Origin of the sequence: Streptomyces sp. NPDC001401, assembly GCF_042895385.1 — a bacterium.
Taxonomy (GTDB): domain Bacteria; phylum Actinomycetota; class Actinomycetes; order Streptomycetales; family Streptomycetaceae; genus Streptomyces.
On sequence record NZ_JBIAWI010000012.1, the window covers coordinates 291,441 to 315,383 of the forward strand.

Genomic DNA, 23,943 nt, shown 5'->3' on the forward strand with positions numbered 1-23,943 from the left:
GGGAGGCTCGGACCGTCCGTTGTGCGTAGCCGGACATCGACCCAGTGCCCGTAAGTCGGTCGCTGAAGCCTTCATTCCGCCGACGCGTCCAGCGCGCGGAGCACATCCGCCACCAGGTCCTCGGGGTCCTCGGCACCGACCGAGAAGCGAATGAAGCCGTCCGACACGGCATCCCCGCCCCAGCGCCCGCGCCGCTCGGCCGTCGATCGCACGCCGCCGAAGCTCGTCGCGTCGTCCACGAGCCGCAGGGAATCGAGAAAACGGTCGGCACGGGCGCGCGTGGGCAGCGTGAAGGACACCACGCATCCGTAGCGGCGCATCTGCTGCGAGGCGATCTTGTGGGAGGGATCGTCGGGCAGCCCCGGGTAGCGCAGGCCGGTCACCTCGGGCCGCTCCCGAAGCGCCTGGGCGACGGTGAGGGCCGTCGCGCACTGCCGGTCGACGCGCAACTGGAGCGTGGCGATCGAACGGTGAGCGAGCCAGGCCTCCATGGGACCCGGAATCGCGCCGACGATCTTGCGCCAGCGGCGTACGGCGGCCATGGTCTCGGGGTCGCGGCCCACGACGTAGCCGAGCAGGACGTCCCCGTGCCCGGTGAGCTGCTTGGTGCCACTGGCCACGGCGAAGTCCGCGCCGAGCTCCAGTGGACGCTGCCCCAGCGGCGTGGCGAGGGTGTTGTCGACGGCGACGAGGGCTCCACGCGCGTGTGCCGCCTCGACCAGCCGCCGGACGTCGCACACGTCGAGCCCGGGGTTGGAGGGCGACTCGATCCACAGGAGCTTCGCGCCGTCGAGGACGTCGAGTTGGGCGTCGCCACCGGTCGGCGCCGTGCGCACCTCGATGCCGTACGCCTCCAACTGCTCGCGCACCACGGGCAGCACCTGGTAGCCGTCGCTGGGCAGGACGACCGTGTCCCCCGCGCGCAGTTGAGAGAAGATCACAGACGAGATGGCGGCCATCCCGGAGGCGAAGGTGAGCGTCTCGACGCCGTCCTGCCCGGGCGCCTCCAACTCGCCGATGGCCCGCTCCAGCAGGCTCCAGGTCGGGTTCTGGTCGCGGCCGTAGGTGTAGGGGCCGTCGACGTCACCCTGCAGGTGGTAATGAGCGGCGAACACCGGTCCGGGCAGGTGCGGCTGGTTCTTGACCGGCTCGGGCAGCCCGGCCCGCACCGCGCGGGTCCCGTCACCACTGCCCGTCGGCGTGCCCGTACCGGAATCGCTCATACCGCCCCTACCTCCACTTGCTCGCGTACCTCGGCGAGCAGACCCTCGCTCGCCGTCTCCACCATCTCAAGACACTCCTCGAAGCCGTCCCTGCCCCCGTAGTACGGGTCCGGCACGTCGAGGTCGTCGCCTGCCGCGGGGTCGTAGGAGCGAAGCAGCCGCACCTTCGCCGCGTCCTCCTGGGTGGGTGCGAGGCGGCGCAGGGCTTGTAGGTGGCCGGTGTCGAGGGCGATGACGAGGTCGAGGCGCGAGAACCACGACGGCTGGAACTGGCGGGCCGTATGGCCGCCGTCGTAGCCGCTCTCCTCCAGGACGGAGACGGTGCGCGGGTCGGCGGCGTCGCCCTCGTGCCAGCCGCCGGTGCCGGCGCTGTCGACCTCGACCAGGCCGTCGAGTCCGGCCTCCGCTATGCGGGCACGGAAGACGGACTCGGCCATCGGGGAGCGGCAGATGTTGCCGGTGCAGACGAAGCAGACTCGGTAGCTCATCGCGTGCTCAGTCGTTGTCGGGCAGGACGACGTGGAGCGCCCAGGACACGATGGAGATGATCAGGCCGCCCAGGACCGCCGTCCAGAAGCCCTCGACGTGGAAACTCAGGTCGAGCTTGTCGGCCAGCCACGAGGTGAGCAGCAGCATCAGTGCGTTGACCACCAGAGTGATCAGACCCAGCGTCAGGATGAACAGGGGGAAGGTCAGCAGCTTCACGATCGGCTTGACCAGGAAGTTCACCAGGCCGAAGATCAGCGCGACGATGATCAGGGTGCCGGCCTTCTTGCCCGTGCTGTCACCGGTCAGGGTGATCTTGTCGAGCAGCCAGACGGCGACCGCCAGGGCACCCGCGTTGGCGATCGTCTTGACTACGAAATTCTTCATGTGTCTGATCGTGGCAGACGAGATCGGTCACGAGCAGTGGGACGAGGGCGACAAGGGCGATGAAGGCATTCCGGCTGGACGAACTGGAGGCGGAACGTGCCGCCAATGAGGGTGCCTACCTGCAGTTTCTGCGTGAGCGGCACATGTCCGTCGGTCTGTATGCACTCAATGCCGGCGAACATGATCCACAGAAGCCACACAACCAGGACGAGGTCTACTTCGTCGTGAGCGGCCGCGCCTCGATCACCGTCGGCCTGGAGACCACCGAAGTCGCCCGCGGCAGCGTGGTGTACGTCCCGGCCGGCGTCGCCCACAAGTTCCACCACATCAGCGAGGACTTGCGGGTGCTCGTGGTGTTCTCTCCCCCGGAAAGCTGACCCGCCGTCTCGGGGTTCCCTAGGGGAACAGTCAGGGGAGGACAAGGGGTGCGAGGCCCCCGCCGGGGCCCCTGCCGGCCCTAGCATCGAGTGCAGGACATCAATGGGCCCCTGCACAGCAGTAGGGCGGAGAGGTAAGGACGAGGGCAATGGGTGAGATCTTCGGCGGACTGCCGTGGTGGGTGAAGTGGATCGCGGTGCCGGTCATCGCCCTCGTCGTGTTCGGCGGGCTGATAGCCAGCGTGGTCGGCTTCGTCATCGGGCTGCTGTTCAAGGTGCTGGTCTTCGTGGCACTGGTCGGTGGACTGATCTACGTCGTGCGGAAGTTCACGTCGAGCTCCTCGTCGCGCAGCGACTGGTGAGGCCCCTGGGACACCGGTGATCGGTAACAGGAATCACCGGTTCCCTCGCGCGAGGGAAGTTTTCCGGACAGGACGCCTCAAGGCGGCATCTGGCCATTAGAGTCCGGAATTCGACGCGGGGGCGACCCCGCGAGCGGCGTACACCCCCTCCCGTGTTCCCCACAGCACGGGCAGCCCCCTCGCGCTCGGGAGTGACCCTTGGCCACGGTAGACACCGCATCCACGGACCCCCACGTACCCCCCAGGCCGGCCCCGGGACGCCGCATCAGGCCGCCCGAACAGCCGGGCCCCTCGACGCAGGAACGCACGACGGCGCCGCCTGCACCGTCGCGCCTGACGGCACCACCGGTGCAGCCGTCCTCGGAGATCCCTCCGGCGCAATCGCAGTCCGCGACCCTCATCGGATCCGTCCAGCGCGCGATGCGCCTACTGGAATGCGTCGCCGAGCACGAGCACGGAGCCCCCGCCAAACAGCTGGCCCGCGAGACCGGCCTGGCGCTGCCGACGGCGTACCACCTGCTGCGCACCCTCGTCCACGAGGGCTATCTGCGGCGGGACAAGGGCCTGTTCTTCCTCGGTGACGCGGCCGTGCGACTGAGCAGCAGCGGAGCCCAGCAGAAACGTCGCAGCACGATCGTCGACGCTCTCGCCCGCTGGCGGGACGCGATCGGCGTGCCCGTGTATTACGCCGTGTACCGGGATGGCGAGATCGAAGTCATGTGCGTCTCCGACACCCCGGGCAATCCGGCCGTCGAGGAGTGGGCCGACTTCCGCGAGACCGCACACGCGCATGCGATCGGTCAGTGCCTGCTCTCCCAGCTGGATGACGAGGCCCGCCGCGACCACCTCGACCGTTACCCCGTGCAGTCCATCACTCCATACACCGTGCGTGACAACCACACCCTGCTCCGGCGGCTCGAGCGAACGCGGCGGCTGGAGCCGGTGACGGAGCGGCAGGAGTACGCGCTGGGGACGGTCTGCGCGGCGATTCCGATCACTGTGGGCACGACGGCGGCGACGATGGCCATTTCTCTGCCATCGCATCAGGCCGACCGGTTGATGTCCGCTGCCCAGCAACTGCAGCGCGAAATCGGACGGCTGATGGGGTCACTCGCGATCTCTATCAGTATCTGAAAACTCACTCCTTGTGATCTGTCGTGTACGTTCAGCAAGATTCCACCAGTGTCAGGGGATCACTCCCAGCCGGTCGGCTTCACATGACGGGGTAGGCGATGCGCGAGTCCGTACAGGCAGAGGTCATGATGAGCTTTCTCGTGTCCGAGGAGCTTTCCTTCCGCATCCCGGTGGAGCTGCGCTACGAGACCTGCGATCCCTATGCCGTGAGGCTGACCTTCCACCTTCCCGGTGATGCGCCGGTGACCTGGGCGTTCGGTCGTGAGCTGCTCATCGACGGGGTGGGCCGGCCGTGCGGGGAAGGTGATGTGCGCGTCTCACCCGCCGAACCGGACTCCCTGGCCGAGGTCCTGATCCGGCTTCAGGTGGGCCGCGACCAGGCGCTGTTCCGCGCGTCCACGGCGCCGCTCATCGTGTTCCTCGACCGCACCGACAAGCTGGTGCCACTCGGCCAGGAGGGTTCGCTCGAAGACTTCGACGCCCACCTCGACGAGGCGCTGGACCGCATCCTGGCGGAGGAGCAGAGCGCGGGCTGAGACGGGACGGTGGGGGCTGGCCGGAACGCTTCTGCGCGGGACGTGGAGGTCGCAGTAACGCTTCTCCACGGGCAGGGCGGGACGCGAGCCTGAAACTGCCCCGAACGTTCTGCTCACTCGTGCTGGAGTGGCCCTCGCCTCACCGCTTGCGGCGTCGGCCCCGCCCCGTGCGCGTCGGAGCAGGTGCTGCGCCGACCGTCCCCGTTGCCGGCTCCGGACCCGCGCGGTCGGCCGCGACCACCAGTGCCGCGAGCAGTGTCGTGACCGGCACCGAGGCGACCAGGCCGATCGAGCCCACCAGCGTCCGTACGATCTCCTCCGCCACCAGTTCACTGTTGGCGACCGCCCCCACACTGCTCTGCGCGATGGAGAAGAGCAGCAGCAACGGCAACGCGGCGCCCGCGTACGCGAGGACGAGGGTGTTGACGACGGACGCGATGTGGTCGCGGCCGATGCGGATGCCCGCCCGGTACAGCCCCCGCCAGCCCATCGACGGATTGGCCTCGTGCAGTTCCCAGACCGCCGACGTCTGTGTCACCGTCACGTCGTCGAGGACACCGAGCGAACCGATGATGACGCCCGCGAGCAGCAGGCCGCTCATGTCGATCGACGGATACAGGCCATGGATCAGACCGGTGTTGTCGTCCGTGTTGCCGGTCAGCGCGGCCCAGCCGATGAACCCGGAGCCGAGCAGGCCGATCAGCACGAGCGAGAGCAGCGTGCCCAGTACCGCCACGGACGTCCGGGCCGACAGACCATGGCACATGTAGAGCGCGATCAGCATGATGGCGCTCGACCCGATCACCGCCACGAGCAGCGGATTCGAACCCTGCAGGATCGCGGGCAGGATGAAGAAGGTCAGCACCATGAAGCTGACGGCCAGCGCGATCAGAGCCATGAGGCCGCGCATCCGGCCCACCACCACGACGGCGAGCGCGAAGATGCCGGCCAGCAGCGCCATGGGGAACCTGCGGTTCACATCGGTGACCGAGTACTGCAGGTCCTTCGGCGCGGAGGGCTCATAGGCGGCCACGACCTTCTCGCCCTCGTGCAGCTGCCGCGACTGGTCCGGCTGCACGATCTCGGTGAACGTACGGCCCTTGTCCTTGCCGCTGTCGACGCGGATCGTCGCCTTCTTGCAGGTGCCGCTCGCCTGCTGCTGGGCGGAGGAGCCCTCGGCGGTGGAGGTGTCCCCTGTCGGGGTCTCGCCCGAGGCGTTCACCGACTTGCAGCTCACGCTCACGACCTTGGTGACCGTCGCCTGCTGGGTCTGCCGGTCGAAACCCACGCCGGTGCGTTCGTGCGGCGGGGCGCCACCGGGCCACAGCACCACGAGCCCGACTGCCACGGCCGCGGTGAACGGGATGAGGATGGCGGCGATGACCTTGCGCAGGTGCTTGGAGACAGGGGCTGCCGGACCGTGGCTGTGGGAGTGACCGTGCCCGCCACCGGAACCGGGGGCATGCCCGTGACCGCCACCGGTTCCGGGCCCGTGATCGTGCCCTTCACCGGCTCCCAGCGCATGGTTGTGCCCGGCACCGGAACCGTGGCCGTCGCCGTGTCCGGAGCCGTGCCCGTAGGGCGGCTCCGGTGGTGGGTACGGGGCCTGATGTCTCGTGGTCACCGCCCGATCATCGCAAGAACGACAGGGGCCCTCTGTTCAGCGCGCCCGAATTGACGCTAGCGTGGAGGCACCTTTGCACACGCGGGAGCTCGGAGCACCGGGCTGAGAGGGCGCTGACCTCCGTCCCAGCGATGTTTCACGTGGAACATCACCGAAGTCGAGTGATGTTCCCCACGAAACGTCGACAGACGGAAATCGCTGCGTCGACCGCCGAACCTGTTACCGGGTAATGCCGGCGTAGGGAGTAGGTCTCATGACCAACAAGGACGCACGCACGCCTGCCTCCAGCCAGGACGAACAGCCCATTCAGGGCGAACAGTCCCAGGAGGCCGGGAAGTCCATCGGCTGGCACAAGGCGTATGTCGAGGGCTCGCGCCCCGATCTGCGGGTGCCGGTCCGACAGGTGCACCTCACCAACGGGCAGTCGGTCACGCTGTACGACACATCGGGCCCGTACACCGATCCGCTCATCGATACCGATGTCCGCAGGGGACTCGCCCCGCTGCGCGAGAACTGGATCATCGCTCGCGGTGACACCGAGGAGTACGCGGGCCGTCCCGCCCGTCCTGAGGACGACGGGATCAAGCACACCTCTCCGCGAGGCGGCCTGCGCAACCTCGACGCGGTCTTCCCGGGGCGGCCGCGTCAGCCGCGCCGTAGTCGTGATGGCAAGGCGGTCACGCAGCTCGCGTACGCCCGCCGCGGCGAGATCACACCGGAGATGGAGTACGTGGCCATCCGGGAGAACGTTTCGCCCGAGGTGGTCCGCGAGGAGATCGAGGCGGGCCGCGCGGTGCTGCCGGCCAACGTCAACCATCCAGAGATCGAGCCGATGATCATCGGCAAGCGGTTCCTGGTGAAGGTCAACGCCAACATCGGCAACTCCGCGGTCACCTCCTCCATCGAGGAGGAGGTCGAGAAGATGACCTGGGCGACCCGCTGGGGCGCCGACACGGTCATGGACCTCTCCACCGGCCGCAACATCCACACCACCCGCGAGTGGGTGCTGCGCAACTCCCCCGTCCCCATCGGCACGGTGCCGCTCTATCAGGCCCTAGAGAAGGTCGACGGCCGGGCCGAGGAGCTGACCTGGGAGATCTACAAGGACACCGTCATCGAGCAGGCCGAGCAGGGCGTGGACTACATGACGGTCCACGCGGGTGTCCGCCTGCCGTACGTCCCGCTCACCGCCAACCGCAAGACCGGCATCGTCTCGCGCGGCGGCTCCATCATGGCCGCGTGGTGCCTCGCGCACCACAAGGAGTCGTTCCTGTACGAGAACTTCGAGGAACTCTGCGAGATCCTCGCGGCGTACGACGTCACGTACTCCCTGGGCGATGGGCTGCGGCCGGGGTCGATCGCGGACGCCAACGACGAGGCGCAGTTCGCGGAGTTGCGCACGCTCGGGGAACTCAACCGGATCGCCAAGCGTTTCAACGTACAGACCATGATCGAGGGCCCGGGACACGTCCCGATGCACAAGATCAAGGAGAACATCGACCTTCAGCAGGAGATCTGTGATGAAGCTCCGTTCTATACGCTCGGCCCGCTGACGACGGACGTCGCGCCGGCGTACGACCACATCACCTCCGGCATCGGTGCCGCGATGATCGCCTGGTGGGGCACGGCCATGCTCTGCTACGTCACGCCCAAGGAACACCTGGGCCTGCCCAACCGTGACGACGTCAAGACCGGCGTCATCACCTACAAGATCGCCGCCCACGCAGCCGACCTCGCCAAGGGGCACCCCGGTGCGCAGGAATGGGACGACGCGCTGTCCGACGCCCGCTTCGAGTTCCGGTGGGAGGACCAGTTCAACCTCGCTCTCGACCCGGACACGGCACGGGAGTTCCACGACGAGACCCTCCCGGCGGAGCCGGCCAAGACCGCCCACTTCTGCTCGATGTGCGGGCCGAAGTTCTGCTCCATGAAGATCAGCCACAGCATCACAGAGCGGTTCGGTGGCGCGGCTGCTGAGGGGGCCTCGCCGGAGGAGGTCGCTGAGGGGATGCTCCAGAAGTCGAAGGAGTTCGCGGCGAGCGGGAACCGGGTGTATCTGCCGATCGCGGACTGACCCGGCGTCACTCGCGCCCCTCGTCAGGGTCCGGTGTTCTCCGGCCTGCGTCCTCGTCCGGGCAGGCCGGAGGCACCGGCCTGCGTGTGGGCGACAGTTCCCGTAACAGGCGTTCGCTAGTGACCCGCCGGCGAGACGAGATCGTGCGGCTTGGGCGTCAATATCGCCGTGATCACCGCGGACGGCATGCTCGTGCTGAACCAGCGCAGCGATCGCGTTAATTTGGCACTTGGCGTCTGCCGCTCGGTCGTCGATCGGGCTGAGGCACAGATCCTTCGACGCCTAACAGGCTCCACCTGCCGATCGCGGACTGACGTACGCCGGCGTGAGTGGCTCGTCCGACGTGGAAGACGGTCCCGCTCTTCGGCGTGAGTCGCCGTAGGGCGGAGCCGTCGGGGCGATCGGTGTTCGGCTTGCGCTCCCCCTGCGGGCCCTGGCAGGCCTTCTGGTGCGGAGGGCGCAAGCCGACGGTTACTCCGGCTGGTGTTCCGGGCCTCCGAAGTCCGGGCTGGTGTAGTCCGGGCTGGTGAAGCTCGGGCGCGGGCCGGGGGCCGGGCCGTCGTCCGGGCTGCTGAAGCCCGGACGGTCGTAGCCGAGGTGAGGCATGCGGCTGGTCGACGTCGGCGGTGTGGCGCTGTGCAGTGCCGCGGCGGTGCCGGGGTCGGCGAGTGCTTCCCGCAGGAACGGCATGATGCCGCGCTCCAGGAGTGCTTCGCGCCAGGCTTCCCTGGCCAGGGCCACTTCCCCGCTCAGTTCGCCGTACGGTCCCGACTCGAGCGAGGGCTGGTTGCGCAGGGCGGTGAGCAGCAGCCCGACAGCGGCGACAAGGATCGCGGCCGCGGTCATGGCGCCGAAGACCCAACCGGCGGTGATCATCGTCTTGCCGAACACCTGTTTGGGTTCGAGTGACCTGATGATGTACCCGACGAGCAGGAAGATCACCGCAGCTGTTCCGGCGAGGACGGGGGTGAGGACGGCGGCGATGGCGACGGCGCCCGCGCCGGCGCCCGCGCCGGCCGGCTCGGCGGCCTCGCCGAGGGTGGTGGCGAGCCCCACCGCCGCCGCGCCCGGCTCCGCAGAGCCGGATTCGCGGGCGGACGGCGGGGTGGACGACGCCGGCTGGCGCAGTTCCTCGCGAACCTTCACGTAGTGCTGGTACTCGGTCGCCGCGGCCACCGTGATGAGTGCGGTGGCGTTGAGCGCCATGGTGCGCAGCTGTTCGGGGTTGAGCCGCTTACCGACAGCGGCCAGTTCCGGGCGGTTTGGGGCGGAGCGCAGCGCCTCATCGAGGACCCGCTCGTACTCCTGGCGGTCCTCGCTCAGCAGGTGCTGCGGAACGCTGTTCATGTGCATCCCCCGATGCTCCGTAGGGCTTGGGGCTCGCATGCCAACGAGCCGTCGGGCAGAAACGGAGGGGAGCCTGCTACGGATAAGCCGATGGTAGAGCGGCGACGGCACACGGTGACAGGGGGTTTGAAGAAATTGGGCCCTGGCCTGCGCCGTTTATCGCGATTCCTCCGTGGGGGAACGCCTGCCCTGTGAACGTTCAGATATCCAGTGGCAGTTGTTGAACCAGCAGCTTTCCGGCCATGGTCACTCCGCCGTCCATCGCGATGGCCAGGCCCTCTGCGTAGACGTGCGGCCCTTCGACCACGGGCCCTGCGCTGTCCTCGCCCTCCTCGGAGCCGACCTCGCCCAGCAAATAGGGAATGGGGCTGTGACCGTGAACAATCCGAGTGCCGCCGTACGTATCCAGCAGGGAGCGTACGGCGTCTGCACCGCCCTCGTCGCGGAAGGAGAACCGCTTGGTGAACTTGCGGAACAGATCCCAGCATTCGTCCGCGTCGTTGCGCGTGAGCGTTTCGCGGACGGTGTCGTTGACCGCCTCGATCGAGTCGCCGTAGTCGAGGTAGGCGGTGGTGTCGGAGTGGACGAGCAGGTAGCCGTCGACCTCTTCGATCGCGTCGAGCCGGGCCATCCACTGCAGGTGGTGGTCCTGGAGCCGGTCCATGTCGGTCTTCTGGCCGCCGTTGAGCAGCCAGGCCGCCTGGAAGGTGGCGGTGCCCGCGCCGGAGTTGACGGGGGTGTCGCCGAACCGCTTGGCGCCGAGCAGCAGCAGCTCGTGGTTGCCCATGAGGGCCTTGCAGTAGCCGCCGGCCGCGGCCGCCTCGGCGGACAGCCGCATCACCAGGTCGATGACGCCGATGCCGTCGGGGCCGCGGTCGGTGAAGTCGCCGAGGAACCACAGCCGGGAGGTGCCCGCGCACCAGTTCCCCGCGGTGTCGATGAGGCTCTGCTCCTGGAGGGCGGCCATCAATTCGTCGAGATAGCCGTGCACATCACCGACGACGTACAGCGGGCCCGCGCCGTCCGTCTGCTGCGGGGCCGCGAGGGACGCGGGGTCGACGGTCACCTGAAGCGTGTCACCACGGTTGACGACCGGCAGGTCGCGCTGTGTCGGCGTGTACCCCTCCGGGTGGTCGGCCGACTCCTCGACGGGTCTGGCGACGTCGCCGGGGTGTGTGCTGTGGCCGTACGGACCGGTCTCGTGGACATATGCCGGTACCCGAAAGTCGCGCAACGTCGCCGTCCGCTCCACCTCGGGTCCCTGACCGGCCCCCTGAGTCATCAGACCCCTCCACCATCGCGCCGCATCTGCACCTCATCGGACTGCCTGGTCGCAGCGGCCCGCGGTGCCGTGGGCCCATCATAGGAATGCCGATCGCGCCATGTGATGACCCAGGGGTGGTGAATCGGAGTAAGAGTCCAGTTCACCGCGGCTTTCGCCCCGATTGGGCAGGGCTTCGACCGCCTGCTGACGGCCTCTGTTCTACTCCTCTTCGGGAGACCGCGGTGCGCTGACCGTCGTGCGCGGCGGACGTCGCTGGGACGAGGTACGCACGATCAGCTCCGTCGGTATCACCTGCTCGACCGGTTGGTCCGATTCGACCCCCTCGATGGCGTCGATGAGGAGCTGCACCACAGCCGTGCCGATGCGGCGCGGCTTCAGTGAGAGTGTGGTGATGGGCGGTTCGGTGTTGGCGTACACGGTGGATTCGCTGCAGCAGACCAGAAGCAGGTCGTCCGGTACGCGCAGGCCGTAGCGGCGGGCCGCCGCGAGCAGGTCGGTGCCGTTGGGGTCGAACAGACCGTAGACGGCGTCCGGCCGGTCGGGGCGGGCGAGCAGCCGGTCGGCGGCGACGGCGCCCGCGCACGGGTCGTGCGCCGGGTAGGCCTCGTACACCGGATCCTGGCCGACGCGTTCGCACCAGCGCAGATACGCCGTGGTCGACAGATGGGTGTACGTGTCGGTCGATGTCCCCGTCAGCAGTCCGATGCGGCGGGCGCCGGCGTCGGCCAGGTGGTCGAGGATGCCGAGTACGGCGGCCTCGTGGTCGTTGTCGACCCATGCGGTGACCGGGAGCGAGCCGGCCGGGCGGCCGTCGGAGACGACGGGCAGACCCTGCCGGACCAGTTCGCTGACGACCGGGTCCTGGTCGGAGGGGTCGATGACGACCGTGCCGTCCAGCGCGACGTTCGACCACACGTCGTGGCGGGAGGTCGCGGGCAGGATGACCAGGGCGTAACCGCGGGCGAGCGCGGCCGAGGTGGCGGCGCGCGCCATCTCGGCGAAGTATGCGAACTCGGTGAAGGTGAAAGGTTCATCCCCGTACGTCGTCACGGTCAGGCCGATGAGGCCCGACTTGCCGGTACGGAGGGTTCGGGCCGCTGCCGACGGGCGATAGCCCAGCCGGTCGGCGACCTCGCGGACATGGCGTCGGGTGGCGTCCGGGAGCCGGCCCTTGCCGTTGAGGGCGTCGGAGACGGTCGTGATGGAGACTCCGGCGGCGGCGGCAACGTCTCTGATGCCCGCCCGGCCCGGCCGGCTGCCTCGGCGTGAGGTTTCCGCGCGGCTCACCTGGTGCTTCCCTGCTGCTGTCATGGCGAGCCGATAGTAGGGCTCATGGAGTGGGGTAGGGCGGACGCATATGCACGCGTTGACAGGCACGTTTCTGCAAGGTCATATACCGTCAACTACCTTTGAAACAAAGTCAGTTGAACGATCCAATGGGACTACGTGACTTGTCGGCGCGCATGGGCCTGCCAAGTCCCCGATGTTTCGAAGAGGTCTCAACTCACCTTCATGGGCGATGCGCGCCACGGCGCGAGCCACCGGCGCGTAGATATATGTGACCGCGCCCCCCGGTTCGTCTGCCTACGGGTGGTGATGCCCCTGATGTGCGTGTGACGTATGAGGTCTGTCCTCAGCTGTACGCAGCGGCGCCGAATCCTCATAAGGTGAGCAGTATTGGAAGCCGGTGGTGGTCATGAGGAGGACTGCGGTGAGCGAGACGAGCCCCAAGCTGCGCGCCGAGCTGGAGGGTATCCCCACCTACAAGCCGGGCAAGCCTGCCGCGACCGGCGGTCCGGTGGCCTACAAGCTGTCCTCCAACGAGAACCCGTATCCGCCGCTGCCCGGCGTGATGGAGACGGTGACGGCCGCGGTCTCGTCCTTCAACCGCTACCCGGACATGGCCTGCACGGGCCTGATGAACGAGTTGTCCGACCGCTTCGGCGTCCCGATCTCCCACCTGGCCACCGGCACGGGTTCGGTCGGCGTCGCCCAGCAGCTGATCCAGGCGACCAGCGGCCCAGGCGACGAGGTCATCTACGCCTGGCGGTCTTTCGAGGCGTACCCGATCATCACGCAGATCAGCGGCGCCACCTCGGTAAAGGTGCCGCTGACGCCGGGTGATGTGCACGACCTGGACGCGATGGCCGACGCGATCACCGACCGGACGCGCCTCGTCTTCGTCTGCAACCCCAACAACCCGACCGGCACGGTGGTACGGCGTGCCGAGTTGGAGCGGTTCCTCGACCGGGTGCCCGGCGATGTGCTGGTTGTGCTGGACGAGGCGTACCGCGAGTTCATTCGCGACGCCGAGGTGCCGGACGGCGTGGAGCTGTACCGCGAGCGGCCGAACGTCTGTGTGCTGCGTACGTTCTCCAAGGCGTACGGTCTCGCGGGCCTGCGCGTCGGCTTCGCGATCGCCCATGAGCCGGTGGCGGCGGCGCTGCGCAAGACGGCGGTGCCGTTCGGTGTGAGCCAGCTTGCGCAGGAGGCGGCCATCGCCTCGCTCCGGGCCGAGGACGAACTGCTCGGCCGGGTCGGCTCCCTGGTCTGCGAGCGCAACCGCGTGGTCGACGGGCTGCGCGCCCAGGGCTGGACGGTGCCCGAGACCCAGGCGAACTTCGTCTGGCTGCGGCTGGGGGAGAGCACGGTCGCGTTCGCGGCGGCGTGCGAGCAGCACGGCGTGGTGGTCCGGCCGTTCCCGGGCGAGGGTGTGCGGGTGACGGTCGGCGAGACCGAGGCGAACGACATCTTCCTGAAGGTGGCGGAAGGGTTCCGCAAGGAGCTCTGAACCGGAGTTACTCGTCTACGAGTTCCACGCGCACCGGGTCGCCGTCGCGGACTGTGGCGAGGAGCCCGGGGTCGCCGTCGAGGCGGCCCAGGACATTGCACGGACTCGCGAGGCGGCATTCGTCGCCTCGCGAGATCGGAGTGGGGCCGTAGGGGAGTGCGAGGGCGTCGCCGTCGGTCCAGAAGGCGACCGTGCCGGGGTCCACGACCTGTTGGGCCGTTGTTTCACGTGGAACAGAGACGCCCGTGTCGAAGTAGACCTCCTCGCCCCAGGTGCGGGCGGCGGAGGCGAGCGGCAGTGCCTTGGCGAGGGCCTGGGCGGTCGGGGTGTCGTCGAGGGTCGCGGTGAGGTGGCCGGCGGGCCACGAGATCCGTATCTGCACGGCAGGCAATTCAACAATATGTTGAAGTCGTTGCCAAGAGGAGTGCCGAACGGCCCAAGCGGGACGCCCTTGCGGCCTATGTGGGACCCCCCTTCGAGCTTCGACAATCAGTGCGTCATAATTCCTTGTGAATGTGAACGCGTTCACAAGCGTGTCCCGGTTGCTCCGATGATGTGTGTGACATAAGGGGCAAACTGCCGCTGTACCACGGCGACCTAAGGAGACTGACGACGTGGACCTGGCTCTGGCGCCGGAGACATTGGCGCGCTGGCAGTTCGGCATCACCACCGTCTACCACTTTCTCTTCGTCCCCCTGACGATCTCGCTCGCTGCCCTCACGGCCGGCCTGCAGACCGCGTGGGTGCGCACGGAGAAGGAGAAGTACCTCAGAGCGACCAAGTTCTGGGGCAAGCTCTTCCTGATCAATATCGCGATGGGTGTGGTCACCGGCATCGTGCAGGAGTTCCAGTTCGGCATGAACTGGTCCGACTACTCGCGCTTCGTCGGTGACATCTTCGGCGCCCCACTCGCCTTCGAGGCCCTGATCGCGTTCTTCTTCGAGTCGACCTTCATCGGCCTGTGGATCTTCGGTTGGGACAAGCTGCCCAAGAAGATCCATCTGGCCTGCATCTGGATGGTCTCGATCGGCACGATCCTGTCGGCGTACTTCATCCTCGCGGCCAATTCCTGGATGCAGCACCCCGTCGGCTACCGAATCAACAAGGCGAAGGGGCGTGCCGAGCTCACCGACTTCTGGCACGTGCTGACCCAGAACACCGCGCTCGCCCAGGCGTTCCACACGCTCACCGCCTCCTTCCTGACCGGCGGCGCGTTCATGGTCGGCATCGCCGCCTTCCACCTGTTCCGCAAGAAGCACATCTCCGTGATGAAGACTTCGCTGCGGCTGGGTCTGGTCACCGTCGTCATCGCCGGCCTGCTCACGGCGATCAGCGGTGACACGCTCGGCAAGGTCATGTTCAAGCAGCAGCCGATGAAGATGGCTGCCGCCGAGGCCCTGTGGGACGGTGAGAACTCCGCGCCGTTCTCGGTCTTCGCCTACGGAGACGTCAGCAAGGGCCACAACACGGTCGAACTGTCGATCCCCGGAATACTGTCGTTCCTCGCCGACGACAACTTCAACTCGTACGTCCCCGGTATCAACGACACCAACAAGGCCGAGCAGGAGAAGTACGGTCCCGGCGACTACCGGCCCATCATTCCGGTCACCTTCTGGGCATTCCGCTGGATGATCGGCTTCGGCATGGCGTCCTTCGCCATCGGCCTGGTCGGACTCTGGCTGACCCGCAAGAAGTTCATGCTGCCGCAGCACCTGAGGGTCGGCGACGACGAGGTGCCGCATCTGGTCCTCTTCAGGAACAAGGCACTCAGTCCCAAGCTCAGCAGGCTGTACTGGCTGGTGGCGATCTGGACCCTGGGCTTCCCGCTGATCGCCAACTCCTGGGGCTGGATCTTCACCGAGATGGGCCGCCAGCCGTGGGTCGTCTACGGCGTCCTGCAGACCCGGCACGCGGTCTCCCCCGGTGTCTCCCAGGCCGAGGTCCTCACCTCGATGATCGTCTTCACCGCGCTCTACGCCATCCTCGCCGTCATCGAGGTCAAGCTGCTCGTGAAGTACGTCAAGGCGGGCCCGCCCGAGCTCACCGAGGCCGACCTCAACCCGCCCACGAAGATCGGCGGCGACACCCGTGACGCCGACAAGCCGATGGCCTTCTCGTACTAGGCCGAGGGAGATCGAGTCATGGAACTTCACGACGTCTGGTTCGTCCTGATCGCCGTCCTGTGGACCGGCTACTTCTTCCTGGAGGGCTTCGACTTCGGGGTGGGCATCCTCACGAAGCTGCTCGCCCGCAACCGGCCCGAGAAGCGGGTGCTGATCAACACGATCGGTCCCGTCTGGGACGGCAACGAGGTGTGGCTGCTCACGGCGGGCGGTGCGACCTTCGCTGCCTTCCCCGAGTGGTACGCCACCCTCTTCTCCGGCTTCTACCTGGCGCTGCTGATCATCCTGGTCTGCCTGATCGTGCGGGGTGTCGCGTTCGAGTACCGGGCGAAGCGCCCCGAGGAGAACTGGCAGCGCAACTGGGAGACCGCGATCTTCTGGACCTCGCTGATCCCGGCGTTCCTGTGGGGCGTCGCCTTCGGCAACATCGTGCGCGGCGTGAAGATCGACAAGAACTTCGAGTACGTCGGCAACTTCTGGGACCTGCTCAACCCGTACGCGCTGCTCGGCGGTCTGGTGACGCTGACGCTCTTCACCTTCCACGGGGCCGTGTTCACGGCGCTCAAGACGGTGGGAGACATCCGGGAGCGGGCGCGGAAGCTGGCGACGGTGGTCGGTCTCGTCACCGCCGTGGTGGCGCTGATCTTCCTGCTGTGGACGCAGGTCGACAGCGGTGACGGCAAGAGCCTGGTGGCGCTCGTCGTGGCCGTGGCCGCGCTGATTGCCGCCCTGGTTGCGAATCAGGCCGGGCGCGAGGGCTGGTCGTTCGCGCTGTCCGGGGTCACGATCGTGGCCGCCGTGGCGATGCTCTTCCTGTCTCTCTTCCCGAACGTCATGCCGTCGTCACTCAATGGGGACTGGAGCCTCACGGTCACCAATGCCTCGTCGAGTCCCTACACCCTGAAGATCATGACCTGGTGCGCGGCGATCGCCACGCCGATCGTCCTGCTCTACCAGGGGTGGACCTACTGGGTGTTCCGCAAGCGGATCGGTACGCAGCACATCGCAGACGCCGTGCACTGAGTCCGAGTTGGGGCATGTTTCACGTGAAACATGCCCCTTGAGAAGAGGGTGTGTTTCACGTGAAACCGATCGACCCGCGTCTGCTCCGCTACGCCCGTGCCACTCGCCTCTTCATGGTGGCGGTCGTCGGTCTGGGCGCCGCCGGAGCGGCGCTGGTCATCGCTCAGGCGATGCTGATCGCCGAGGTGGTGGTGGGGGCGTTCCAGCACGGCAAATCGGTTGCCGAACTCGGCACTCCCCTCCTGCTGTTGGCGGCCGTCGCCTGTGGTCGTGCCCTGGTCTCCTGGCTCACCGAACTCGCCGCGCACCGAGCGAGTGCGGCAGTGAAATCGGAGCTACGGGGCCGGTTGCTGGAGCGGTCTGTAGAGCTGGGCCCGGGATGGCTGAGCGGGCAGCGGACCGGGTCGCTCGTTGCCCTCGCCACCCGTGGAGTCGACGCCCTCGACGACTACTTCTCGCGTTATCTGCCGCAGTTGGGGCTTGCGGTGGTCGTGCCGGTGGCGGTGCTGGCCCGGATCGTCACCGAGGACTGGGTGTCGGCGGCGATCATCGTGGGGACCCTGCCACTCATCCCCGTCTTCATGATGCTGATCGGCTGGGCCACGCAGGCCCGGATGGACCGTCAGTGGCGGCTGCTGTCCCGGCTGTCCGGACACTTCCTGGATGTCGTCGCGGGGCTGCCGACCCTGAAGGTGTTCGGGCGGGCCAAGGCGCAGGCCGAGTCGATCAAGCGCATCACCGGTGAGTACCGGCAGGCGACCATGCGGACGCTGCGGATCGCCTTCATCTCGTCCTTTGCGCTGGAGTTGCTCTCCACGCTCTCCGTCGCGCTGGTCGCCGTGACGATCGGCATGCGGCTCGTACACGGCGAGATGGACCTGTACATCGGCCTGGTGATTCTCGTCCTCGCGCCCGAGGCCTACCTGCCGTTGCGTCAGGTGGGCGCCCAGTACCACGCGGCGGCGGAGGGGCTTGCGGCGGCCGAGGAGATCTTCGCCGTCCTGGAGACCCCTGTGCCGGCGTCGGGCGCGGGGGCCGTGCCGACAGGTGGCATTGCCTTCGAGGGGGTCACGGTTCGGTACCCCGGGCGGTCCGAGGACGCCGTGTCGGACGTGTCCTTCGCCGTCGAGCCCGGGGAGACCGTCGCGCTCGTCGGGCCGAGCGGGGCGGGCAAGTCGACGCTGCTGAACACGCTGTTGGGGTTTGTGCGCCCGAGTGAGGGGCGGGTGCGGGTCGGCGGAGCCGATCTCGCCGACGTCGATCTCGACCAGTGGCGGTCGCGGGTCGCCTGGGTGCCGCAGCGGCCGCACCTGTTCGCCGGGACGATCACCGAGAACGTACGGCTGGCCCGGCCCGACTCCGACGACACCGCCGTACGCCAAGCGTTGAGCGATGCCGGGGCGCTGGAGTTCGTGGATGCGCTGCCCCGGGGTGCCGAGACCGTGCTCGGGGAGGACGGAGCCGGGCTGTCCGCCGGGCAGCGGCAGCGGCTCGCGCTGGCCCGGGCGTTTCTCGCGGACCGTCCGGTGCTGCTGCTCGACGAGCCGACCGCCGCGCTGGACGGGGCCACCGAGGCCGAGGTCGTGGAGGCGGTACGGCGGCTGGCGGTGGGGCGGACGGTGTTGCTCGTGGTGCACCGGCCGGCGCTGCTGGCGGCTGCGGACCGGGTGGTACGGCTGGAGATGGCGGACACGGCGGTGCCGCTGGAGGGACCCGCATCCCCCGCCGCTTCCGTGGCGGCCGGTGCTGTGACATCCGAGGTGCGCCCGGCCGAGGCCGCCGCCCCCGCTCCGGAGGAGACCACGACGACCGGTCTCACGACGGGCACGCGCGCCGTTCTCGCACGCGTCCGTGCCATGTCCGGCCCCCGGCGCAGCCGTCTCGCCCTCGCCCTGCTGCTCGGCAGCCTCGCGCTCGGCAGCGCCGTCGGGCTCATGGCCACGTCCGGGTGGCTCATCTCGCGGGCCTCGCAGCAGCCGCCCGTGCTGTATCTGATGGTGGCCGTGACGGCGACGCGGGCCTTCGGTATCGGTCGGGCCGTCTTCCGGTATGCCGAGCGGCTCGTGTCGCACGACGCGGTACTGCGGATGCTCGCCGACACGAGGGTCGCCGTCTACCGGCGGCTGGAACGGCTGGCGCCCGCCGGGCTGCGCAGCACCCGCCGGGGCGACCTGCTCTCGCGGCTCGTCGCCGACGTGGACGCCCTGCAGGACTACTGGCTGCGCTGGCTGCTGCCCGCAGGTTCTGCCGCGATCGTGTCTGCCGCGTCCGTCGGCTTCACGGCCTGGCTGCTGCCCGAGGCCGGTATCGCGCTCGCCGCCGGGCTGGTGGCGGCCGGAGTCGGTGTCCCGCTGGTCACTGGTGCCGTGGCGCGCCGTGCCGAACGCAGGCTGGCCCCCGCCCGAGGGGTGCTCGCGACGCGCGTGACCGATCTGCTCACCGGCACCGCGGAGTTGACCGTCGCCGGCGCCCTGCATGCACGTACCGCCGAGGCACGGCGCGCCGACGGCGTGCTCACCCGGATCGCCTCGCGCGCCGCCACCGCCACCGCGCTCGGCGACGGACTCACCGCGCTGCTCTCCGGTCTGACGGTCACCGCCACCGCCCTCGTGGGCGCCCAGGCGGTCACCGACGGGCGGCTGGGCGGCGTGGCGATGGCTGTCGTCGTCCTGACCCCGCTGGCCGCCTTCGAGGCCGTCCTCGGGCTGCCGCTCGCCGTGCAGTACCGGCAACGGGTGCGCAGGAGCGCGGAGCGCGTGTATGAGGTGCTGGACGCGCCGGAGCCGGTACGGGAGCCGGAGCAGCCCCGGCAAGCCCCCGTCTCCCCCTTCCCGGTCGCCCTGAAGGGTCTGACCGCCCGGTACGAGGGGCAGGACCGGGATGCGCTTGCCGGTCTCGACCTCACCTTCGACCAGGGGCGCCGGATCGCGGTGGTCGGGCCGTCCGGCTCCGGCAAGACGACGCTGGCGCAGGTGCTGTTGCGCTTCCTGGACGCGGACGCTGGCTCGTACACGCTGGCCGGAGTGGACGCGTGCGCGCTCGACGGCGACGACGTACGACGGCTCGTCGGGCTGTGTGCCCAGGACGCGCACCTCTTCGACAGTTCGGTGCGCGAGAACCTGCTGCTGGCGAAGAAGGACGCCACCGAGGGCGACCTGCGCGACGCGCTCGCCAGGGCCCGGCTGCTGGACTGGGCCGACAGGCTGCCCGACGGGCTCGACACGCTGGTCGGCGAGCACGGGGCCCGGCTGTCGGGCGGGCAGCGGCAGCGGCTGGCGCTGGCCCGCGCACTGCTCGCAGACTTCCCCGTCCTGGTGCTCGACGAGCCCGCCGAACACCTCGACCTGCCGACGGCCGACGCCCTCACCGCCGACCTGCTGGCCGCCACCGAGGGCCGTACGACGCTGCTCATCACGCACCGGCTGGCGGGCCTGGACGCGGTCGACGAGGTCGTCGTACTGGACGAGGGGCAGGTGGTGCAGCGCGGGATGTACGCGGAACTGGCCGCCGTAGCAGGGCCGTTGCGGGAGATGGTGGAGCGGGAGGCGGAGACGGAGTTGCTGGTCGGAGCGTCGTAGGGCGAGCGCGGCCGCTGGCGGTGTGGCAGGCGCCATACCGACTCGTCGCGATCCGTCCCTACTGAGCCATCCGGGGTGCTGCTTCCCCCAGGCGAAGGACTTGAAGATGACCCGTCCCGGCGGGTCGGGTCACGATCGCTGACATGCGCTCACTCCGCCGTCATCCACTGCTCGTTCCGGCGTTGTTGTGTGCGCTCGTCATGCTTGTGGCCCGGCCCACCGAGGCGATGGGCGAGGGCGACGGCGATGGGCTCGGCAGCGGCTCCGGCGTCAGCGCCCAGGTCGCGCGCCTCTACGAGGATGCGGCACTGGCGACGCAGCAGTACGAAGCGGGTCGCCAGGAGGCCGAGGTGCGGCGGGCGCAGGCCGAGCGGGCCCAGGCGCTGCTGGACGGCGAGCGGCGGGAGATCGCAGGCCTGCACGATGACCTGGGCCGGATGGCGCGCGCCCAGTACCGCACCGGCGGTGGTCTACCGGTGGCCGCGCAGTTGATCCTCGCGGACAGCCCCGATGCGCTGATGCGCAGTCAGCATGTCCTGGCGCAGGCGAGTCTGGCCCTCGCCGGCTCCGTCGGCAGGAGCCGTCGGGCCGAGGCACGGTTCGCCGCCGACGAGGCGAAAGCCAAGGCGGCGTGGCAGGCGCTGGAGGAGCGGAACGCCGAGCTCGCCGCCGTGAAGGACACGATCGAGCGGAAACTCGAGGAGGCGCGTGGGCAGTTGCAGGGGCAGGCGGACGCCTCGGTCGCGGCCGGCAGCTGCCGCGGCTCCGTCCGGCTCGGCCAGCCGACGAGGAACCTCACGCAGCCGTGGGTAGCGCCCGTGCAGACGTACCGACTGTCCGCGGGGTTCGGCAGCGGCGGCGACCGGTGGGCGAACCGGCACACCGGGCAGGACTTCGCGGTACCGATCGGCACGCCGGTGCGGGCGGTCGGCGCGGGACGCGTGGTGAGCGTGTCGTGCGGCGGCGCCTTCGGCATCGAGATCGTGATCCAGCACCCGGGCGGCTACTACACGCAGTACGCCCATCTCGCCGCCGTCGCCGTCGACCAGGGCGAACGGGTGGACACCGGGCAGTGGATCGGTCAGTCGGGTACCACCGGCAACTCCACCGGCCCCCATCTGCACTTCGAGGTGCGGGTCACGCCGGAGATGGGCTCCGCGGTGGACCCGGTGCCGTGGCTGGCGGCTCGAGGCGTCCCCCTCGGATGACCAGGCCGACCGGGAATTCGAGGATGACCACGGGCGGCTAGCGCCGCTCTGCCAGCATTCGCTCGATGACGAGCGCCACCCCGTCGTCGTTGTTGGCGACCGTGCGGCCCGACGCCGCGGCGATGACGTCCGGATGTGCGTTGCCCATCGCGTAGGACTGGCCCGCCCAGGTGAGCATCTCGACGTCGTTGGGCATGTCCCCGAAGGCCACCACCTCCTCGTGCGAGATTCCGCGCTCGGCGCAGCACAGGGCGAGCGTGCTCGCCTTGGAGACGCCGGGGCCGCTGATCTCCAGCAGGGCGCTGGGGCTCGAACGGGTGACGTTGGCCCGGTCGCCGATGGCGAGACGGGCAGCGGTGAGGAAACCGTCCGGGTCGAGGGACGGGTGATAGGCGAGGATCTTCAGCACCGGCTCGGCGGCGCCGGGGCCGTCCGGCGCCAGCAGGTCCTCGGCCGGCATGAGGTTGTCCGGGATCTCCATGTGCAGCTTCGGGTAGTCCGGCTCCTGGTGGAAGCCGTACGTCTGCTCCACCGCGTACACCGTGCCCGGTGCCGCGTCGCGCAGCAGCCGGATGGCGTCCAGCGCGTTGTCCCGGGCCAGCTCCCGTACCTTCACGAAACGGTGGGCGCCCGGGCCGCCGTGCAGGTCGACCACGGCCGCGCCGTTGCCGCAGATCGCCAGGCCGTGGCCATGGACGTGGTCGCTGACGACGTCCATCCAGCGGGCCGGGCGGCCGGTGACGAAGAAGACCTCGATGCCCGCGTCCTCGGCGGCGGCGAGGGCGGCGACCGTGCGCGGGGAGACCGACTTGTCGTCCCGCAGGAGGGTGCCGTCGAGATCTGTGGCTATGAGCCGCGGCGCAGCGGCGGCGGCCGGGGTCTCGGGCTGTCGAGTCGCTGAGGTCACCCGGCCATTGTCCCGCATATGCCTGCACGGCCGTGCGGGAGTCCGCACATGTGAGTGGTTGCTGTCCTCATCGGCACCGTCACACCCCGTCCGCTCAGCCGAGCTGCGCCGCGGCCTCCATGGCGATCTGCTCGAAGACCTTCTCGTCGGCGGCGAAGTCGGAGTCGGGGATGGGCCAGTGGAGCACGATCTCGGTGAAGCCCAGCTCCCGGTGCCGGCCCGCGAAGTCCACGAACGCGTCGAGCGACTCCAGCGGCCGGCCACGGTCCGGGGTGAAGCCGGTGAGCAGGATCTTGTCGAGCCCGGCCATGTCCCGGCCGATCTCGGCGCAGGCGTCGGCCAGTTTTTCGACCTGGCCGCGAATGGCTTGAATCGACTGTTCGGAAGTGCCGTTCTCGTACAGCCTGGGGTCGCCCGTGGTCACCCATGCCTGCCCGTACCGTGCGGCGAGCCGCAGCCCGCGCGGCCCGGTCGCGGCCACCGCGAAGGGCAGCCGGGGGCGCTGCACACAGCCGGGTATGTTGCGCGCCTCGTGCGCCGAGTAGAAGTCGCCTTCGTACGACACTCCGTCCTTGCCGTCCTCGGTCAGCAGCCGGTCCAGGAGGTGGACGAACTCGGCGAACCGGTCGGCACGCTCCCGCGGGGTCCAGGGCTCCTGCCCCAGCACGGTGGCGTCGAAGCCGTTGCCACCCGCGCCGACGCCGAGGGTGAACCGGCCCGAGGAGATGTCGTCGAGGGAGAGCAGCTCCTTGGCGTACGGCACCGGGTGCCGGAAGTTCGGCGAGGTCACCAGCGTGCCCAGACGCATCCGCTCGGTGACGGCCGCCGCCGCGGTCAGGGTCGGTACGGCACCGAACCACGGGCCGTCCCGGAAGCTGCGCCAGGACAGGTGGTCGTAGGTGTACGCGGTGTGGAAGCCGAGCTGCTCCGCGCGCTGCCATGCCGAACGGCCGCCCTCGTGCCAGCGGCGGTACGGGAGGATCACAGTGCTCAGACGCAGACTCATGCCTCCGAGACTAAGCCGCCCCACTGACAACGGACGAAACGGTCACCATGCGCGGTCGTACGGCCACGCACCGCGGGGGCGGAGCCGGGGCTCAGTGCGGCTGAGGGAATCCGAGGTACTGAGGCGGCACGGCCTTGGTGAGCCACACCCCGTTCTCGCTGACGTGGAAGACGTGCCCGTCACGGTGCATGGCGGCCGCGTCCACCGGGAGCACGACGGGCCGGCCGCGGCGGGCGCCGACCCGGGTCGCGGTCTCGCGGTCCGGCGAGAGGTGCACGTCGTGCCGGTTCATGGGCCGCAACCCCTCGGCGCGGATCGCGTCCAGGTTGCGGGCCACGGTCCCGTGGTAGAGGTACGGCGGCGGGGTCGCCGGGGCGGAGCAATGCTCAAGACCTGTGGATCGGCCTCGGGGCTGCACGCGAAGGGCGTACCTTCCCGAGTGATCGATTGAAGGTCACCGAGTAGGCCGACG

20 protein-coding genes, 1 pseudogene and 1 riboswitch are annotated in these 23,943 nt (G+C 69.0%); of the genes and pseudogenes, 10 read left to right on the forward strand and 11 right to left on the reverse strand.

Annotated elements, in window-relative coordinates:
• Positions 1-71 precede the first annotated feature (71 nt).
• The 3 genes from ACFY10_RS34970 to ACFY10_RS34980 are packed head-to-tail and all read right to left on the reverse strand — an operon-like array spanning position 72 to position 2,096.
• Positions 72-1,223, reverse strand: a complete 1,152-nt coding sequence (locus tag ACFY10_RS34970; RefSeq protein WP_390669246.1) for a cystathionine gamma-lyase — start codon at positions 1,221-1,223, stop codon at positions 72-74.
• Positions 1,220-1,711, reverse strand: a complete 492-nt coding sequence (locus ACFY10_RS34975; RefSeq protein ID WP_390669247.1) for a low molecular weight protein-tyrosine-phosphatase — start codon at positions 1,709-1,711, stop codon at positions 1,220-1,222. The genes ACFY10_RS34970 and ACFY10_RS34975 overlap by 4 nt, the downstream gene beginning before the upstream one ends.
• Before the next feature lie 7 nt (positions 1,712-1,718).
• Positions 1,719-2,096 carry a phage holin family protein gene (locus ACFY10_RS34980; protein ID WP_123966206.1) on the reverse strand — a complete coding sequence of 126 codons (378 nt, stop codon included), beginning with the start codon at positions 2,094-2,096 and terminating at the stop codon, positions 1,719-1,721.
• 59 nt (positions 2,097-2,155) lie between these two features.
• Between ACFY10_RS34980 and ACFY10_RS34985 the strand changes: the two genes are divergently transcribed.
• From ACFY10_RS34985 to ACFY10_RS35000, 4 genes are all read left to right on the forward strand, one after another.
• Complete coding sequence (locus tag ACFY10_RS34985) at positions 2,156-2,473, forward strand: cupin domain-containing protein (protein ID WP_099930040.1); 318 nt, start codon at positions 2,156-2,158, stop codon at positions 2,471-2,473.
• Positions 2,474-2,622: 149 nt separating this feature from the next.
• The gene (locus ACFY10_RS34990; RefSeq protein ID WP_123966204.1) at positions 2,623-2,835 is read left to right on the forward strand and encodes a DUF5326 family protein; all 213 of its coding nucleotides are present in this window, start codon (positions 2,623-2,625) and stop codon (positions 2,833-2,835) included.
• Positions 2,836-3,201: 366 nt separating this feature from the next.
• Positions 3,202-3,969, forward strand: coding sequence for an IclR family transcriptional regulator (locus tag ACFY10_RS34995; RefSeq protein ID WP_390669279.1), 768 nt, complete (start codon positions 3,202-3,204; stop codon positions 3,967-3,969).
• A gap of 98 nt (positions 3,970-4,067) precedes the next feature.
• The gene (locus ACFY10_RS35000; RefSeq protein WP_390669248.1) at positions 4,068-4,505 is read left to right on the forward strand and encodes an SsgA family sporulation/cell division regulator; all 438 of its coding nucleotides are present in this window, start codon (positions 4,068-4,070) and stop codon (positions 4,503-4,505) included.
• Between the two features lie 139 nt (positions 4,506-4,644).
• On the opposite strand, the gene ACFY10_RS35005 is transcribed toward ACFY10_RS35000, so the two are convergent.
• Entirely contained in the window at positions 4,645-6,129 is a 1,485-nt protein-coding gene (locus ACFY10_RS35005) for a YibE/F family protein (RefSeq protein WP_390669249.1), read from the reverse strand.
• Between the two features lie 71 nt (positions 6,130-6,200).
• Positions 6,201-6,390: riboswitch (TPP riboswitch) on the forward strand.
• Here ACFY10_RS35005 and thiC point away from each other — a divergent pair.
• Positions 6,383-8,203 carry a phosphomethylpyrimidine synthase ThiC gene (thiC, locus tag ACFY10_RS35010; RefSeq protein WP_390669250.1) on the forward strand — a complete coding sequence of 607 codons (1,821 nt, stop codon included), beginning with the start codon at positions 6,383-6,385 and terminating at the stop codon, positions 8,201-8,203. It overlaps the preceding riboswitch by 8 nt.
• Positions 8,204-8,674: 471 nt before the next feature.
• On the opposite strand, the gene ACFY10_RS35015 is transcribed toward thiC, so the two are convergent.
• The 3 genes from ACFY10_RS35015 to ACFY10_RS35025 form a co-directional block, all read right to left on the reverse strand.
• Entirely contained in the window at positions 8,675-9,556 is an 882-nt protein-coding gene (locus ACFY10_RS35015) for a hypothetical protein (RefSeq protein WP_390669251.1), read from the reverse strand.
• 193 nt (positions 9,557-9,749) lie between these two features.
• Positions 9,750-10,832: a metallophosphoesterase gene (locus tag ACFY10_RS35020; protein ID WP_390669252.1), complete on the reverse strand. Its 1,083-nt coding sequence runs from the start codon at positions 10,830-10,832 to the stop codon at positions 9,750-9,752.
• A 201-nt stretch (positions 10,833-11,033) separates the two neighbouring features.
• The gene (locus ACFY10_RS35025; protein ID WP_030938801.1) at positions 11,034-12,146 is read right to left on the reverse strand and encodes a LacI family DNA-binding transcriptional regulator; all 1,113 of its coding nucleotides are present in this window, start codon (positions 12,144-12,146) and stop codon (positions 11,034-11,036) included.
• Positions 12,147-12,546: 400 nt separating this feature from the next.
• On the opposite strand from ACFY10_RS35025, the gene hisC reads away from it, so the two are divergent.
• Positions 12,547-13,626, forward strand: a complete 1,080-nt coding sequence (hisC, locus tag ACFY10_RS35030; RefSeq protein WP_390669253.1) for a histidinol-phosphate transaminase — start codon at positions 12,547-12,549, stop codon at positions 13,624-13,626.
• A gap of 7 nt (positions 13,627-13,633) precedes the next feature.
• On the opposite strand, the gene ACFY10_RS35035 is transcribed toward hisC, so the two are convergent.
• The gene (locus tag ACFY10_RS35035) at positions 13,634-14,008 is read right to left on the reverse strand and encodes a cyclophilin-like fold protein (RefSeq protein ID WP_390669254.1); all 375 of its coding nucleotides are present in this window, start codon (positions 14,006-14,008) and stop codon (positions 13,634-13,636) included.
• Positions 14,009-14,240: 232 nt separating this feature from the next.
• Here ACFY10_RS35035 and ACFY10_RS35040 point away from each other — a divergent pair, with 232 nt between their 5' ends.
• The 4 genes from ACFY10_RS35040 (at position 14,241) to ACFY10_RS35055 (ending at position 21,558) form a co-directional block, all read left to right on the forward strand.
• Entirely contained in the window at positions 14,241-15,749 is a 1,509-nt protein-coding gene (locus tag ACFY10_RS35040; RefSeq protein WP_390669255.1) for a cytochrome ubiquinol oxidase subunit I, read from the forward strand.
• Between the two features lie 18 nt (positions 15,750-15,767).
• Complete coding sequence (gene cydB, locus ACFY10_RS35045; RefSeq protein WP_390669256.1) at positions 15,768-16,772, forward strand: cytochrome d ubiquinol oxidase subunit II; 1,005 nt, start codon at positions 15,768-15,770, stop codon at positions 16,770-16,772.
• 59 nt (positions 16,773-16,831) lie between these two features.
• Complete coding sequence (gene cydD / locus ACFY10_RS35050) at positions 16,832-20,350, forward strand: thiol reductant ABC exporter subunit CydD (RefSeq protein ID WP_390669257.1); 3,519 nt, start codon at positions 16,832-16,834, stop codon at positions 20,348-20,350.
• A gap of 143 nt (positions 20,351-20,493) precedes the next feature.
• On the forward strand, positions 20,494-21,558 hold the full coding sequence (locus ACFY10_RS35055; protein ID WP_390669258.1) for a peptidoglycan DD-metalloendopeptidase family protein: 1,065 nt from the start codon (positions 20,494-20,496) through the stop codon (positions 21,556-21,558).
• A 37-nt stretch (positions 21,559-21,595) separates the two neighbouring features.
• Here the strand turns inward: ACFY10_RS35055 and ACFY10_RS35060 are convergent, their stop codons facing one another.
• The 3 genes and pseudogenes from ACFY10_RS35060 to ACFY10_RS35070 all read right to left on the reverse strand — a co-directional run.
• Complete coding sequence (locus ACFY10_RS35060; protein WP_390669259.1) at positions 21,596-22,483, reverse strand: HAD hydrolase family protein; 888 nt, start codon at positions 22,481-22,483, stop codon at positions 21,596-21,598.
• Between the two features lie 76 nt (positions 22,484-22,559).
• On the reverse strand, positions 22,560-23,471 hold the full coding sequence (locus ACFY10_RS35065) for an LLM class flavin-dependent oxidoreductase (protein WP_390669260.1): 912 nt from the start codon (positions 23,469-23,471) through the stop codon (positions 22,560-22,562).
• Positions 23,472-23,562: 91 nt separating this feature from the next.
• Positions 23,563-23,850, reverse strand: a pseudogene (locus ACFY10_RS35070) (RNA 2'-phosphotransferase); the annotation flags it as partial.
• Between the last annotated feature and the right edge of the window lie 93 nt (positions 23,851-23,943).